We start from the raw sequence: 16,434 nt of genomic DNA on the forward strand, positions 1-16,434 counted from the left end.
GCGTCGTTATCCTCTGGCCAACCATAAAAAAATATGGCGCTATGCCCCAATTGTGATAAAGTTAAGATATGCCAAAAGCAGATTTTGAATGGGACCCCAATAAAGACCGCGAAAACGATCAAAAACACGGGGTCAGTTTCAGCGAGGCACAATACGCTTTTGCCGATCCTCGCCGCGTGATCGCGGAAGATTTAAACCACAGCGACCAGGAACAGCGTTATTATTGTTTTGGCAAGGTCGGCGGCGGCATCCTCACCGTGAGGTTTACTTTTCGCAACCAAGTGATCCGCATCATCGGGGCCGGTTACTGGCGCAAGGGAAAGGTGATTTATGAGCAGGAAAATCAAGTACAGCGATGAACCCCTTGGGGATTTGCGGGTGATCCCGGACTTTCTCCCCTCTCCGGAAGAACTTGCCTTTCGGGAAGAGTCGGTGAAGGTGACGATTACTCTGAGTAAAAAGAGCGTATCCTTTTTCAAGGAGGAAGCCGGCAAGCATCACACTCAATATCAGCGGATGATCAGGCAGTTGCTGGACGCCTATGTTGATAGTCGGCAAAAGGCTGTATAAGGGGGAGGAACAACAACTTGCCGCCCAACCAGAACCCGGAACAAATCGCCCGCGACCGCATCGACCGGCAACTGGCCCTGGCGGGCTGGGTGGTGCAGGATAACCGCGCCATCGACTTCAACGCCGACCCCGGCATCGCGGTGCGCGAATACCGCACCGACGTCGGCCCCGCCGACTACGTCCTCTTCGTCAACGGCCAGGCCGCCGGGGTAATCGAAGCCAAGGCCGAAGAACAGGGCCACAAGCTAACCACCGTCGAAGATCAATCCGGCCGCTACGCCAGCGCCAAACTCAAGTGGGTCAACAACAACACCCCGCTGCCCCTGGTCTGCGAGGCCACCGGCATCATTACCCGCCTCACCGACAACCGCGACCCCAAACCCCGGGCCCGGGAAATCTTCAACTTCCCCACCCCGGCCGCCGTGGCCGAGCAACTCAGCCAGTCCGCCACCCTGCGCGCCCGCCTGCAAAACCTGCCGCCGCTCAACCCCGAAGGCCTGCGGGCCTGCCAGGTCAGCGCCATCACCAACCTGGAAGCCTCCTTCCAGGCGGACCATCCCCGGGCCCTGGTCCAGATGGCCACCGGCTCCGGCAAAACCTTCACCGCCATCACCGCCGTTTACCGGCTGCTCAAACACGCCGGGGCCCAGCGCGTCCTCTTCCTGGTGGATACCAAAAACCTGGGCGAACAGGCCGAGCAGGAGTTCATGAGCTACCTGCCCAACGACGACAACCGCAAGTTCACCGAACTCTACACGGTCCAGCGCCTCAAGTCTTCCTACGTGGCGCCGGACAGCCAGGTCTGCATCAGCACCATCCAGCGCCTCTACTCCCTGCTCAAGGACGAACCCCTGGACGAAGCCGCCGAAGAGGCCAACCCCGCCGAGCAAGATGAAGAGCTGGCCTACTCGGCCAAACAACTGGACCGCGCCATCGTCAACCCGGACCAGATCCGCACCGTGATCCGCGCCTTCAAGGCCAAGCTGCCGGAAATCTTCCCCGGCCGTCGGGAAGTGCCCAAAACCCTGATCTTCGCCAAGACCGACAGCCACGCCGACGACATCATCCACACCGTGCGCCGGGAGTTCGGCGAGGGCAACCAGTTCTGCAAGAAGATCACCTACCAGGCCGAGGAAGACCCTAAATCGGTGCTGGCCCAGTTCCGCAACGACTTCTACCCCCGGATCGCCGTCACCGTGGACATGATCGCCACCGGCACCGATGTCAAACCCCTGGAATGCCTGCTCTTCATGCGCGATGTCAAAAGCCGCAACTACTTCGAGCAGATGAAGGGCCGGGGCACCCGCACCCTGGACGCCGACGGCCTGAAAAAGGTGACCCCGTCCGCCCCCGGCGGCAAAAACCACTACGTGATCGTCGATGCCGTGGGGGTGACCAAATCGCTGAAAACCGCCAGCCAGCCGCTGATCACCAAACCCTCGGTGGCGCTGAAAGACCTGGCCATGGGGGTGATGATGGGGGCGCGGGACGAAGACACCGTCTCCTCCCTGGCCGGCCGCCTGGCCCGCCTGGACCGGCAGCTTGACGACCACGACCGCCGCCGGATCAGCGACCAGGCCGGCGGCGTTTTTTGCCGTCCATCGACCGGCTGGAGGGCGTTCGACCCGACGGGCGCAGCATGTACCAACGGGTGAGGGTAGATGTGCTGGGTGGACGCACTCCGATCCCGGCCAGGATCTACTGGATGTTTGCCTCCCTTAATTACGGAGAGAGTCACCAGCGGCCGATGGCTACGTCCTCGAGCATGCTATTGCGGTCTTATCCGGACGAAAGCGTTTGACAATCTGTCCCTGCCTAAATATATCAGATGCAGTCTCAAGTTGGGAAACAGTGCCATGGAACCCCATTACCGCCTCTGTTATGGTAATAAGCCTATCTCCCATGAGGAGTTATGGAAATGACCTTGTTGGAAGACCGCTGGTTATCAGTAGACGAGATAGGCAAGTACCTCGGTGTCAGCAGTGACACCGTTTACCGCTGGATCGACAAGCATGCGATGCCCGCCCATCGCATGGGCCGTCTTTGGAAGTTCAAGAAAGACGAAGTCGACGAGTGGGTGAAAGCTGGCGGCGCGGCTGATCGCAATAAGAAGGATTGGAAGGAATGATCACCGACTACCATGCAAGCTACTACGCGCATGAATTGAGCCGGGTCGGTGGCACCGGTGTCGACCGCCTTGGCCGTGCGCTGTTCGATGCATGCGTAGACCTGAATCCTCACCAGATTGAAGCAGCTCTTTTCGCATTACGCTCACCCCTTTCAAAGGGCGTGCTGCTCGCCGATGAAGTCGGCCTTGGCAAGACCATCGAGGCAGGTCTTGTACTATGTCAATACTGGGCAGAACGCAGGCGGAACATTCTGGTCATCAGCCCTGCCTCTCTCCGCAAGCAGTGGGCGCTGGAACTCTCCGAAAAATTCAACCTGCCATCCATCGTTCTGGATGCAAAAACCTATAAAGATCAGCAAAGGCTTGGTGTTCCGAACCCGTTCAGGGACAAGCAAATCGTCGTCTGCTCCATGCACTTTGCCGCCAGCCGGGCGGAAGAACTCAAAGAGATTGCCTGGGACTTGGTGGTTATCGACGAAGCCCATAAGCTTCGCAATGCCTACCGTGAAAGCAACCGGCTGGGTCAGCGTATCCGTTGGGCAACAGAAGATCGCAAAAAGCTGCTCCTGACGGCGACGCCGCTGCAAAACTCCCTGCTCGAACTCTATGGCCTTTCGACCCTGATCGATGACCGGCTGTTTGGTGACTTGGCATCTTTCAGAACGCAGTACATCAACTATGGCGGTGATATTTCCGGCCTGCGGGAACGCCTGGGCGCATTCTGCTGGCGTTCGCTCCGTAGCCAGGTTATCGAATTCGTGCGCTACACCGAGCGCAAACTCATTACCCGACCGTTCAAGCCCACGGAGCAAGAGCACAAACTATATGAGGCGGTTTCCAGCTATCTCATGCGTGACGAAACCTATGCGCTCCCATCAGGGCAGAAACACCTGCTCATACTTCTTGTCCGAAAAGTTCTGGCATCATCGCCCCACGCCGTTGCCGGAACACTTGAGATCATGCGTGACCGTCTGCTGAAATTGAGGGACGAAGCCAGGCAGAACGCAAGCGCCTTGGATCTGCTGATTTCTGGTGAGGACATTGATGACGATCTGCTCGATGAAATCCTCGAGGACGAAGAAGATGGTCTCATCGATGACGAATCCCCAACACCTGAGATAGAACCGGAACCGCAGACTAAAAAGATTGATCTGGAAAAGCTCAATGCTGAAATTGAAGAGCTGACCGACTACATTCGCTGGGCCAGAAGTCTTGGCATCGACACAAAAACCAGAGCGCTCCTGAAGGCCTTGGACATTGGCTTCAGCGTCATGGAAGACATGGGCGCGGCCAAAAAAGTGGTCGTCTTTACCGAATCACGGCGAACTCAGAACTGGCTCAAAGACTTCCTTGAGGGGAATGGCTATGCCGGTCAGGTGCTGACGTTCAATGGCACCAACAAGGATGATGCCTCCGGTCAAATTTATAAAGAGTGGCTTGCCGCCAACAAGGAGTCAGGTCGCGCTACCGGTTCTCGTCAAGTGGATCTCAGAGCGGCAATCATTGATCGTTTCCGTGACCAGGCAAGTGTCTTGATCGCGACAGAAGCCGGTGCCGAAGGCCTTAACCTTCAGTTCTGCTCGGCCATCGTCAATTTTGATTTGCCCTGGAATCCTCAGCGCATTGAACAGCGGATAGGCCGTTGCCACCGTTACGGCCAAAAACACGACGTGGTGGTCATCAATTTCCTCAACGAGCGCAACGAGGCCGACCGGCGCGTCCACGAGTTGCTTGAGCATAAATTCAATCTGTTTACCGGGGTTTTCGGTGCCAGCGACGAAGTACTGGGCTCCATCGAAGCCGGGGTGGATTTTGAGCGCCGAATTCTCGAGATCTATCAAGAATGCCGGAGCGAAGAGGAAATTCAGACCGCTTTTGAAAAGCTGCGATTCGAACTCGATGAGCAGATTCAGACCAGAATGCGTGACACCCGAAAGATGCTGCTGGAGCATTTTGACGAAGACGTGCACGAGCGGCTGAAGGTCAACCTGGCTGGAACCCAAGAACGACTGGACCGGATTGGCCGTCTGTTTTGGTCGGTCACCCGCCACGCCCTGGAAACCCATGCTGTTTTTGATGATGCGGATTTCTCTTTCACCCTGAACAACAGCCCGGCTCCTCATGTCTCGACCGGGCGGTATCACCTGATCTCCAAAACCCAGGAGAATATACCCGGGGAGTATCTCTACCGGCTCAGTCATCCGTTGGGAGAGCACGTATTGAGTGAGGCTAAGGAAAGGCCTTGCCCGCCTGCCGAAGTCGTTTTTGATATTTCCGGGCACTCCACCCGCATCGCCGTGGTGGAACGTCTCAAGGGGCGGTCCGGCTGGCTGAGCCTTCAGCGACTCCACATCGAATCATTTGATTTCGAGGAGTATATGCTTTTCTCGGGAATGGACGATACGGACAACAACATCGACCAGGAAACCTGCGAAAAGCTGTTTAATTGCAGCGGGCGGGTCAATGGACAATTGACAATGATCAATGAACAGGTGAAGCAACGGCTTGATGCCGATTCAAAGCGGCATGTGCAGGCGACCCTGGCCAAAAACCTGGAGGAGAACAACCGCCACTTCTCCGAAGCCCGTGACCAGCTCGACAAATGGGCCGAGGACATGGAAATGGCGGCCCAAAAAGAATTGGACGATACCAAACGCCAGATCCGCGACCTGCAACGGCGCAGCCGCCAGGCTCCCACCATCGAGGAGCAGCACAGCCTGCAGGAAGAAATCGCCAAGCTCGAGCGGAAGAAGCGCAATTTACGCGAGCGGATCTTCGACATCGAGGACGAGATTGCTGAAAAGCGTGACCGCCTCGTGGAATCGCTCGAAAAACGTATGCAACAGAAAACAACTGTCACGCCGGTGTTCACCATCCGGTGGAGCGTGATTTAAGGAATCAGGAGATAACAATGCCATCAGCCGAACAACTTCGCAGCCGCCTTTTGAAGAAGCTTTCCGAGCTGTTCCAGCTCGACCAGCCGGATCTCGATTTCGGCTTTTACCGCATCATGCACGCCAAGGCGCAGGAAGTTCAGGAATTCATCAGCACCGACCTGTTGAAAATCGTGGCGGATGCCTTCGGCGATGTGGACGAGGCCCGCAAGGCCGAGCTGCAGGCCGCCTACGAGAAGGCCATTCAGACCGCCAAGGATTTCGGCGCTCCCAATCCGGAAGAGACCGAGCCGGTCAAAAAGGCCAAGGCCGCGCTGGATGCAGTCAAGGATACGGCTAGCGCCGAGGCCGACGTCTATGACCACTTGTATCGCTTCTTTGAGCGCTACTACGATGACGGCGACTTCATCTCCCGCCGCTATTATACCCGGGAAACGTCCGGCAAGGCAGCACCCTTTGCCGTGCCCTACAACGGCGAGGAAGTGAAACTGCACTGGGCCAACGCCGACCAGTATTACATCAAGAGCGCCGAGTATTTTTCCAACTTCACTTTCGATTTGCGGCAGGCGCAAGAGATCCGCGCCCTGCGGCAGCAGAATCAGATCGGTATCCTGCTCGGAGCAGAGGACGATTCCCCGCTCAAAGTCCACTTTCGCGTCGTCGAGGCCACCGAGGGCGAGCACGGCAACGTCAAGGCCTCCGAGGCCAACAAACGTTTCTTCATTCTGCATGCCGAAAATCCCGTCGCCCTGACCGAAACCGGCGAGCTGGTCGTCAATTTTGAATACCGGCCCGACCCGGAAAAAACCGGCCAGGAAAACACCTGGCGGGACAAGCGCAACACCGAGGCGGTGGAGACCATACTGGAGCGTCTCCAGGCCATGGCTGCCGCCGGTGGCGAACACGAAAAACAGATCGCGGAATATCTGCGTCTGTTCAAGGTCCCCGCTCCGACCGACAGCGACAAGAAGCGCCCAGTGCTGGCCAAGTACGTGAACCAGTACACGGCCCGCAACACCATGGACTATTTCATTCATAAGGACCTGGGCGGCTTTCTACGCCGGGAGCTGGACTTCTACATCAAGAACGAGGTCATGCGCCTTGATGACATTGAAAACGCCGAAGCCCCGGCGGTCGAAAGCTATCTGGCCAAGATCAAGGTGCTGCGCAAGATCGCGGGCAAGCTGATCGACTTTCTGGCCCAGCTTGAGGATTTTCAGAAAAAGCTCTGGCTCAAGAAGAAGTTCATTATTGAAACCAACTACTGCATCACCCTCGACCGGGTTCCCGAGGAACTCTACGCGGAAGTGGCCGCCTGTGATGCGCAGTGTGAAGAGAGGATCAGGCTGTTCGCCATCGACGAAATCCAGGCCGATCTGCACAGCCCGGGGTTCTCGCGGCCTTTGACGGTCGAGTTCCTCAAGGCCAACAACAAGCTGGTGCTGGATACCCGCTTTTTCGATGACAGCTTCAAGGCACGGCTGGTGGCGTCGATTGAGAACTTCGATGAGCAGTGCGATGGCCTGCTGATTCACTCGGAGAATTTTCAGGCGTTGAAACTGATAGAGGAAAGATACCGAAAGCAGGTTCGCGCAACTTACATCGATCCACCTTACAACACCGTTCACTCCGAAATTGTTTATAAGAACCAGTACAAGCATTCGTCTTGGCTGTCTTTAATCGCCAATGTAGCAAGGATTACACCCGCATTTTGGCAGAATACTTATTCTTTCGGATTAGCTATCGACGATTACGAGTTTGTCAATCTGGCGGCTTTATTGGATGGTTTATTCCCCACACTCGAACGCTCTGTGGTTGTAGTCAATCACCATCCTCAAGGAGCAGGCGGTCGCTTGTCGAGGACTCACGAATATTTGATTCTTTGCAGCCCGGCGGATGCTCCATCCTATTTGGGTCAACCCAAAGATGACTATCAGGAAGAGCGAAGCTTTATGCGGAGCGGAACAGCAGAAAACAACTACCGTTCAGGCAGGTGGAAGAGTTTCTATGCCTTGTTACTGGACCCAAGAACTAATCAGATTGTAGATGCTGAACCGCCAGTTCCTCTCGGGGAAGCATATCCTACTGAGAATACGCCCGAAGGGCACCAGCGGATTTACCCGATCAACTCAAAAGGTGAAGAGCGTGTTTGGCGTTCTAGCCATTTGACTGGAAAGAAAAGAGCCCAAGATGGCGAACTTATCGTTTCTGACCGTGGAACGGTTTATCAAACGATAGATCACGACGGAAAAAGGGAAACGCTCTTCAGCAATTGGACAGACAGCAAATTCAATGCTGGCATCCATGGGTCAAATGTTCTTGGAGACTTGGGTCTTCGAGGAGCATTCGACTATCCAAAATCGATCTATACAGTCGAGACTGCACTTTGGGCACAAACATTTGGTGATCACAGGGCTACCATCCTCGATTACTTTGCTGGGTCAGGAACAACGGGGCACGCAGTTCTAAATCTGAATAGAAGCGATAATGGCAAAAGAAAATACGTCTTAGTGGAAATGGGGGACTACTTTGGTACAGCCACCAAGCCGCGTGTTCAAAAAGCCATTTATTCCAATTCTTGGAGTGATGGAAAACCGACATCTAGGACTGATGGAATTTCTAACTGCTTCAAATACGTCCGTCTGGAATCCTACGAGGACACGCTCAACAACCTGCGCCTCGACCACCACCCCCAGCGTAAAAGGGCAGTAGCTGCCAACCCGGCGCTCAAAGAAGACTACATGCTCCGCTACCTGCTGGATGTGGAGACACGGGGAAGTCAGTCGCTGCTCAATATCGACGCCTTTGCCGATCCGACCGCTTACACCCTGGAGGTCAAAAAGCCGGGGACGGACGAGTACGCCACCCGTGCGGTCGACCTGATCGAGACCTTCAACTATCTGATCGGCCTGCGCGTGCTGCACACATCCGTGCCGCAAACCTTCCAGGCGACCTTCAAGCGCATCACGGACCCGGAGCTGCCCGAAGACCAGCACACCAAGCTGGTGGTGGATGGCCGCATCCGCCAGGACGAAGGCGGCCCGTGGTGGTTCCGCAAAGTCGAAGGCTGGGTGCCCAAGGACGCGGCCAATCCCAACAATGGCCAGCGGGAAAAGGTTTTGGTCGTCTGGCGCAAGCTCACCGACGACATCGAGCAGGACAACCTGATGCTGGATGAATGGTTCCAGAAGAACCGCATCAGCACCCGCGATTTCGAGTTCGACACCATCTACGTCAACGGCAGCAACAATCTGCCCAACCTCGCGCTTCCTGACGAGAACTGGAAGGTCCGCCTCATCGAAGAAGAGTTCATGAAGCGCATGTGGGAGATGGAAGGATGAGTAACCACGAACTAAGTACGAAAGAGAACCACAGATGAACATCGATGGACACGGATTAGCTTTTGCAACTGACAAGGAAGGCTTGTCGGTTCATGCCGCACCCAGGCACGGAGGCGATTCATGAAACCCTACGAACCGAATAAATTGCCACTGGAAGGGCTGGACTATAAGCAGTTGTTTTCCCTGGTTGGCAATGCCAATGCGGAATTGGCCCGGTATGATGGGCTGCTGCAGGGAATTGTTAATCCTTCGATCATGCTGTCACCGCTGACCAATGAGGAGGCCGTGCTTTCTTCAAAAATCGAAGGAACCCAGGCTACAGTCGATGAGGTTCTGGAACAGGAAGCCGGTATCCTCAAGGAGGGTGAAAAGGCAAAAGACATTCAGGAAATCATCAATTACCGCGAAGCGTTGCGTGGTTCGCATCAATATCTTGAGGATCGCCCCATCACCCTGTCGTTCGTGCGGGAGTTACACAGGATTCTGCTCAACAGCGTGCGCGGACAAGACAAAACCCCCGGTGAATTTCGCAAGGATCAGAACTGGATCGGCAAGTACGGCTGCACCATCGAACAGGCCAGCTTCGTTCCGCCCAATCCTTTGCAGTTACAGGATCACCTGGAAGCGTGGCAGCGCTACATGGCCAGCAATGATGTTGACTTGCTGCTGCAAACGGCGGTAGTTCATGCCCAGTTTGAGCTACTGCATCCGTTCAAGGATGGAAATGGGCGAATCGGACGAATCCTGATCCCGCTATTCCTATATCAGAAGAAGAAGCTTTCGCAGCCGATGTTCTACCTGAGTTCCTACCTGGAAAACCACCGGGAAGAATACTATGCGCGGTTGCAGAATATTTCGCGTGAAGGCGACTGGAATGGCTGGATTGCCTTCTTCCTGACGGCCATCACTGTGCAGGCGAAGCACAATAACGCCAAAGTCAAGGCAATCATGGACCTGTACGATGCGATGAAAAGACGAATTCATGGCATCACCCACTCCCAGTACACCGTGCATCTGCTGGACGCAATTTTTGATCGTCCGATCTTCGAAACAACGGACTTCATCAGACGCACGGGTATCCACAAACCCACCGCCATGGGATTGCTTCGTCAACTGAAAGCGGCGGATGTTTTGCGCGAACTGCGTCCCGGTAGTGGCAGGCGCGCCGCGGTTCTCTGTTTCCCGGAATTGCTGAATATTGCCGAGGGGAGGCAGATCGTATGATGGAACTTGTGTATCGCCTGACCACATCTATTGGCTTTGTGTATCGCAAGCGCTGCCTTGCAATACGCGAATCGGTTTATGGATCGCAGAATAGCCACAAACCACTTTGCGGATCGTTTCCCGGGTTTTGCCGTCCACAAAACCTGCAAGACACGAAGGGAGGCGGCCATGCCAAGGGGTAGAACCAGGGGCCGGGCCAGAGGCCCGCAGCAACACGCCTTCCGCAACAAGCTGCTGCTCAACCAGTGGCTCATAAGCCTGTTCGGCATCGATCCGCTCGCCGAACACAAAGTAAATGGCAAGGTGGTTCGCCCCTTTCACAAGTTGGCCGAACCCATCCGTGATCCGCGCCTGGAAGGGTTGGACAAGGATAATCTGCATTTCTTCTACCACCATCTCGGCGATAGTCCGCTCTTCAGCTATGCCGATCCAACGGCTGATTTCCCGGGCTTTCGCATCAGTCGGGATATGCTGTTGACCTATGAGCAGAACATTGTTCGCCATACCCAGGCGATCAACGAAAAGCGCCACCGCCCGATTGGGTGGAAATACTACCAATGGCTGACCCTGATCTTTGTTGAAATCTACCTGGACCGCTTTTTTGGCAATCGTGAAGGGTTGCTCGCCGATCTCAATGCATTCGCCCTGCGTTTCAACCGCCACTGGGACGATTACGCCGATGTGCCGCCTTACAACGAGGATGACCTGAACAAGCTCTGCATGCAGAACGCCACCGGCAGCGGCAAGACGCTGCTAATGCACGTCAACCTGCTGCAATACCGGCACTACGCCGCAAGACACGGGAAGGGTAAAGAACTCTCCCGGGTCATCCTGCTGACGCCCAATGAGCGTCTCTCGGAGCAACACATCACCGAGTTTCGGGAGAGCGATATTTCTGCAGGCAACTACCTGCAATCCCGTGGCGGGCTGTTCGGTCTTGCCCAAGGCCTTGAGCGGGTGGATGTGCTGGAGATTACCAAACTGGCCGATCAGGAGGGGCCGAACACCATCGCCACTCGAAGTCTTGGTGACCAGAACCTGCTTCTGGTGGACGAAGGCCATCGCGGATTGTCAGGCAACAAGGCCAAGGAAGAGGAAAACGCCTGGTTCAAGCGGCGGGGAAAACTATGTGAAAAGGGTTTTACCTTCGAGTATTCGGCGACTTTTGAACAGGCAGTTGCTGTAGCCAAAAGTGACAAATTTGAAAACACCTACGCAAAAACGGTGATTTTTGATTATTCCTATCGGTGGTTCTATGAGGACGGTTTCGGTAAGGATTACCAGATTCTCAATCTGCCCGAATCCTTCGAGGAGGCCCACTCCGTTTACATGACTGCTTGTCTGCTGAAATTCTATCAGCAACTCCGGATCTACGAGGAAAAGGCGAAGGATTTCGAGACGTTCAATCTGGAAAAGCCGCTATGGGTCTTTGTCGGCAGCACGGTTTCCTCCGGCAAGATGAGCAAGGATGAACAGATCGTGGCCACGGACGTGGCGCTCATCATCCAGTTTATCGCCGACTTCCTCGACAACAGCCAAGTGGCTACGCGGCGCATGCACGAAATCCTCACCGGCAAAGGCCAGGATACCGGCCTGCTGGACAAGGATGGAAATGACATCTTTGCCGGAGCCTTTACCTACCTAGCCCGGTCCATGAATGTCGGTGAAACCGTTGAAGCCCTCTACCGGGACATTCTCGCCAGGCTGTTTAACCATGCCGCAGGCGGCCATTTGTCACTGGATCGCATCAAAGGCGAATCCGGCGAAGTGGCCTTGCGTGTGGGCACGAGCGAGACGCCCTTCGGTCTGATCAACGTCGGTGATGCCAAGAGCCTGTGCGACCACGTGGCCGAAGTGGCAGCACAGAATGGCACACGACTGACCGTGGAAGACAGTGACTTCACGGAGGCGATGTTCGCCTCCGTGAAGGATTCCACGTCACCGGTCAATCTGCTTATCGGCTCGAAGAAATTCGTTGAAGGCTGGGACTGCTGGCGCGTCAGCACCATGGGCCTGATGCATGTCGGACGCTCGGAAGGCTCGCAGATCATTCAGCTCTTTGGGCGCGGTGTCCGCTTGAAGGGTTATGAGTGGAGCCTCAAGCGCAGCGGCCATTCCCATGCTCCGCTCCGGCCGACCTTCATCGAGGAATTGGAAACCCTCAACGTGTTCGGCATCGAAGCCGACTTCATGGAGAAGTTCCGCGAGTTCCTCAAAGAGGAAGGCCTACCCGGCAACGAGCGCCGCAAGATCATTACCATCCCGCTGAATGTCACCTATGACTTCGGCAAGAAGCTTAAAATCCTCCGCCCTAAGCGGAAGGCCTCTGACGGCAAGGAATACGACTTCAAGAAAGATGCAGCGGTTCCCACTGTCGGGGATATCCCGGACTACATGACGCACAACACGGTAGTCGCCGACTGGTACCCGCGCATTCAGGCCATGCAGTCACGCGGTACATCCCTGGCGACCCAGAAGGACAAGGTATCGTTACGTGAACAGCATTTGGCTCTGCTGGATTATGACACGCTCTTTTTCGAGCTGGAGCGGTTCAAGCGCGAACGGAGCTGGTACAACTTCAATATCACCAAGGATGGCATTCAACGTCTGCTGGGGGACCCGAACTGGTACACCCTCTACCTGCCCGAAACCCGCCTGAATCCGGCAACCTTTGATGGCGTGCTCTTGCTCCAGCAGGTGGCGTCAGAGCTTCTGAAGCGGTACTGCGATCACTACTACAACTATCGCAAACGGGAATACATCGAACCGCGCCTGGAGCTACGTGACCTGACGCCGGATGATGACAACATCCCGCAGGAGGAATTCTACCAGCTCATCGTGGATGGCGATGAAGAACAGGTCATTCAGGGAATTCAGCAGATCAAGAAGGATCTCGAACAGAAGAAGGATGATCTGCTGAAGGTTGGCGATCTGAACGCCTGCAATTTCGGCAAGCACCTGTTCCAGCCGCTTTTTCACGTTCGGCGCGGAGGGAAAATCACCATCCTGCCTGTCGCCCTCAACGAGAGCGAATATCAGTTTGTCACCGATCTGAAGACCTGGGGCGACGGCCACAAAGCCGCTCTGGAAAAGGAAGGAATGGAACTCTTCCTGCTCAGGAACATGAGCCGGGGCAAAGGCGTGGGATTCTTCGAGGCGGGCAACTTCCACCCCGATTTCATTCTGTGGATACTGATTGGCGAGAAACAGTACGTCACCTTCATCGAGCCGCACGGCCTTTTGCACGAAGGCCCCGCCAGCGAGAAGGTTCTGTTCCACAAGCGGATCAAGGATGTCGAGCAACGTTTGAAGGACCCAACCGTGATCCTCAACAGCTTCATCCTTTCCTGGACGCGATACCCACAACTGAAATGGGATAACACACAGGACGAGCTCGAGGATATGCACGTGCTGTTCATGACCAATGACCGTGACAGATACATCGACAAGCTGTTTGCCCGGCTGAGGGGGATGGTGAAATGAGTTCAACAGCGTACATAGGAAGCAAATGGTGGAAGCTTGATTTCCACACACATACTCCCAAGTCGGACGATTACGGCCGGGGTGATGAATCCTTCAAGAGTATCGAACTGGAGGAATGGCTCCAGAAAGCTATGGAATCCGGTCTCGACTGTGTGGTGATAACCGATCACAACGCGGGCGGCTGGATTGATGTGTTGAAGGCAAAGAACAAGGAGCTTCGAGACCGTGACACAAGGCCCGGGTGGTACAGGGATCTGACCATTTTCCCGGGGTTTGAGATCACAGTTGCCAACAGCAGCAGCCGGGTTCATCTGCTCGCGATTTTTGACCCGAGTTGCGACAGTCAAAAGGTGACCGGCGTTCTGGGGGCGTGCGGAATTACATCTGGCTACGGTGATCCGAATAAATCCACGTCAACCGGCTTTGTGGATACCGTGAAACATATCATCGAAGCAGGTGGAATTGCTCTACCGGCCCATATCGATGGTAAACAGGGGTTGCTTGAAGGTATTGTCTCATTATCGCCTGAGCTCGAACTACAGCAAACTGCTCGCCGAGCTGGTAACCACCGGGGTACTCTCATCCCAAGATGGCCGCTGCGTCTTCACGGAAAACTACGCCTTCAAAAGCCCCAGTGCAGCCGCCGCCGTAGTCAACGGCCGCCCGGCCAACGGCACCATCGAATGGAAACTCCCGGCCACCAACAAAACCTACAAAGAATGGGAAGCCGAAAACCTGAACCAGGAAGGGTAGTGACGCACTAAAAACCTTCACGCCTTTGTGTGAGGAATTCATAGCTTTACGGGAGAAGCAGAAACCATGACCATCGACCGGACCACGGAATATCTGCTCGGCCTGCTCAACGAGTTGCGCAAGCTTCCACAAGAAACCGAATGGGTGGAGTTCAAGCACAACAATGATGATCCGGAGCAGATCGGCGAATACCTCTCCGCGCTGGCCAATGCCGCCGCGCTGCTGGGCAAGGTGCATGCCTACCTGGTCTGGGGCGTGGATGATAATACCCATGAGGTCGTCGGAACCGCCTTCGACCCCATCAGTACGAAGGTCGGCAACGAAGAGCTGGAAAGCTGGCTGCTGCGATTGCTGAGTGGTCTTTCAGACCGAGTTGTATCAACTCTCCGCGCCGCTGTTTGAAACGACCGATGAACATACGCGGGCCGTTCTCTTTGCGCATCTGGAATTCCGGGAAATGGATAAAGCTGATCGCATCCGCGCTTGTTACCTGCACGCCTGCCTACGGTATGTGCAGCGAGATTTCATGACCAATACGACCCTGCGGGAGCGGTTTGGGATTGAGGAGAAGAACAGCTCCATGGCCTCGCGGATCATCCGGGATACCATTGAGGTTGGCCTGATCCGCTGCCATGATGAAACAGTCGGCAGCAAAGCCAGAAAATATCTGCCGTGGTGGGCATGATGGCCGCCATAAAATTTGCTTGACCGTTGCTTGACTGGAGAAGCCGTACATTGAGGCGATTCATGCAAATTTGATTTTAAAACACAGGGTTATGCATATTGATTTGCTTGACCTGTTTTTAACAGGAGGGAGTGTTTCATTGAAACGCCCAAGGAAACCGGATGGCATGCTGAGTCCGTGGCGGCACTCGTTACAGAATACTGACCGGGAATGATCCTTCCTGGTTTGGCTCAATTTACCCCTTATCGAGGTATTGAACTTGGCTCAAGTCAGCTCGTTCGCAAGTAATAAACTGATTTTAAGAGGTTTTTAGTATGGCGATATTTGGGCTTTGGGCCAAGTTTGAGCCAAACAAACCCAGGCACGGCGTCCACGCCACCGCCCGTCTGGATGGCGGTGAATTTGTCGTCCAGGCCGGCTCCCAATCGCGCGGAATCCGGGCCGGCAAGGGGACCGGCCACACCAGCTACAGCAAACTGCTCGCCGAGCTGGTGACCACCGGGGTACTCTCATCCCAAGATGGCCGCTGCCTCTTCACGGAAAACTACGCCTTCAAAAGCCCCAGCGCAGCCGCCGCCGTAGTCAACGGCCGCCCGGCCAACGGCACCATCGAATGGAAACTCCCGGCCACCAACAAAACCTACAAAGAATGGGAAGCCGAAAACCTGAACCAGGAAGGGTGAAAAGCTCGGCCGGACAAAATGACTTGTTTTACCGTACGATTGTCTGTAATAATCATACACTATGACCATCCTGGCGGAAATTCTCTCATCGAAGGCGCGGGCGGAAGTTTTTCGGCTTCTTTTTGGGGCGAAGAAGTCGGAGTTGCATATGCGGGAAATGGCCCGGCAGGCAGGGTGCGCCATCGGCACCATGCAAAACGAACTGGCCCGGCTGCACCGGCTGGATCTGGTGGCGTCGCGCAAGGACGGCAATCGCACCTATTACCGCGCCAATTCAGACCATCCCCTGTATCCCGATCTTCATGGCCTGGTTTTGAAAACCGTGGGCCTAGTCGATATCTTGCGCCGAGCGCTGGGAAAAAGCCCGGATATCAAACTCGCATTCGTCTTCGGTTCCATCGCCCGCCAGGAGGAAACGGCGGCCAGTGATATCGATCTGCTGGTGATCGGCCAGCTCGGCCTGCGGGGTTTAACCGGCCTGCTGGCCGGAGTAGCGGAACAGATCGGCCGCGAGATCAACCCCCATGTCCTCAGCCTTGAGGACTTCAAGGCCCGCCACGCAGCCGGCAACCATTTTATCACCCGGATCATGGCGGCAAACAAAATCTTCATCATTGGGGATCAAGATGAGCTTGATGCAATGGGCTGAAAACGGCTGACTACGCCGACACCA

The 16,434-nt window shown here is 55.3% G+C and carries 12 protein-coding genes and 2 pseudogenes; all 14 read left to right on the forward strand.

Annotated elements, in window-relative coordinates:
* Positions 1-68: 68 nt before the first annotated feature.
* The 14 genes and pseudogenes from P0N66_RS12325 (at position 69) to P0N66_RS12385 (ending at position 16,410) form a co-directional block, all read left to right on the forward strand.
* Positions 69-359 (forward strand): BrnT family toxin, encoded by a 291-nt coding sequence (locus P0N66_RS12325; protein ID WP_275805860.1) that lies wholly within the window; start codon positions 69-71, stop codon positions 357-359.
* Positions 331-570: a hypothetical protein gene (locus P0N66_RS12330; protein ID WP_275805862.1), complete on the forward strand. Its 240-nt coding sequence runs from the start codon at positions 331-333 to the stop codon at positions 568-570. The genes P0N66_RS12325 and P0N66_RS12330 overlap by 29 nt, the downstream gene beginning before the upstream one ends.
* A 17-nt stretch (positions 571-587) precedes the next feature.
* Positions 588-2,159, forward strand: a pseudogene (locus P0N66_RS12335) (DEAD/DEAH box helicase family protein); the annotation flags it as partial.
* Positions 2,160-2,488: 329 nt separating this feature from the next.
* Complete coding sequence (locus tag P0N66_RS12340; RefSeq protein ID WP_275805866.1) at positions 2,489-2,698, forward strand: helix-turn-helix domain-containing protein; 210 nt, start codon at positions 2,489-2,491, stop codon at positions 2,696-2,698.
* The gene (locus P0N66_RS12345; RefSeq protein WP_275805868.1) at positions 2,695-5,592 is read left to right on the forward strand and encodes an SNF2-related protein; all 2,898 of its coding nucleotides are present in this window, start codon (positions 2,695-2,697) and stop codon (positions 5,590-5,592) included. The genes P0N66_RS12340 and P0N66_RS12345 overlap by 4 nt, the downstream gene beginning before the upstream one ends.
* Positions 5,593-5,609: 17 nt before the next feature.
* Positions 5,610-8,933: a DNA methyltransferase gene (locus tag P0N66_RS12350; RefSeq protein ID WP_275805870.1), complete on the forward strand. Its 3,324-nt coding sequence runs from the start codon at positions 5,610-5,612 to the stop codon at positions 8,931-8,933.
* Positions 8,934-9,053: 120 nt separating this feature from the next.
* Positions 9,054-10,157, forward strand: coding sequence for a Fic family protein (locus P0N66_RS12355; RefSeq protein ID WP_275805872.1), 1,104 nt, complete (start codon positions 9,054-9,056; stop codon positions 10,155-10,157).
* A gap of 78 nt (positions 10,158-10,235) precedes the next feature.
* The gene (locus P0N66_RS12360; RefSeq protein WP_275805874.1) at positions 10,236-13,640 is read left to right on the forward strand and encodes a DEAD/DEAH box helicase family protein; all 3,405 of its coding nucleotides are present in this window, start codon (positions 10,236-10,238) and stop codon (positions 13,638-13,640) included.
* Positions 13,637-14,176, forward strand: a pseudogene (locus P0N66_RS12940) (PHP domain-containing protein); the annotation flags it as partial. The gene P0N66_RS12360 and the pseudogene P0N66_RS12940, both read left to right, overlap by 4 nt.
* Positions 14,124-14,393 carry a DUF4357 domain-containing protein gene (locus P0N66_RS12365; RefSeq protein WP_431190050.1) on the forward strand — a complete coding sequence of 90 codons (270 nt, stop codon included), beginning with the start codon at positions 14,124-14,126 and terminating at the stop codon, positions 14,391-14,393. The pseudogene P0N66_RS12940 and the gene P0N66_RS12365, both read left to right, overlap by 53 nt.
* A 66-nt stretch (positions 14,394-14,459) precedes the next feature.
* Positions 14,460-14,795 carry an RNA-binding domain-containing protein gene (locus tag P0N66_RS12370; RefSeq protein WP_275805877.1) on the forward strand — a complete coding sequence of 112 codons (336 nt, stop codon included), beginning with the start codon at positions 14,460-14,462 and terminating at the stop codon, positions 14,793-14,795.
* Between the two features lie 55 nt (positions 14,796-14,850).
* Entirely contained in the window at positions 14,851-15,078 is a 228-nt protein-coding gene (locus P0N66_RS12375) for a hypothetical protein (RefSeq protein ID WP_275805879.1), read from the forward strand.
* Between the two features lie 314 nt (positions 15,079-15,392).
* On the forward strand, positions 15,393-15,761 hold the full coding sequence (locus tag P0N66_RS12380) for a DUF4357 domain-containing protein (protein ID WP_275805881.1): 369 nt from the start codon (positions 15,393-15,395) through the stop codon (positions 15,759-15,761).
* Positions 15,762-15,909: 148 nt separating this feature from the next.
* Positions 15,910-16,410, forward strand: a complete 501-nt coding sequence (locus tag P0N66_RS12385; protein WP_275805883.1) for a nucleotidyltransferase domain-containing protein — start codon at positions 15,910-15,912, stop codon at positions 16,408-16,410.
* Positions 16,411-16,434 lie beyond the last annotated feature (24 nt).

This window comes from Desulfurivibrio dismutans (genome assembly GCF_029210385.1).
Classification (GTDB): domain Bacteria; phylum Desulfobacterota; class Desulfobulbia; order Desulfobulbales; family Desulfurivibrionaceae; genus Desulfurivibrio; species Desulfurivibrio dismutans.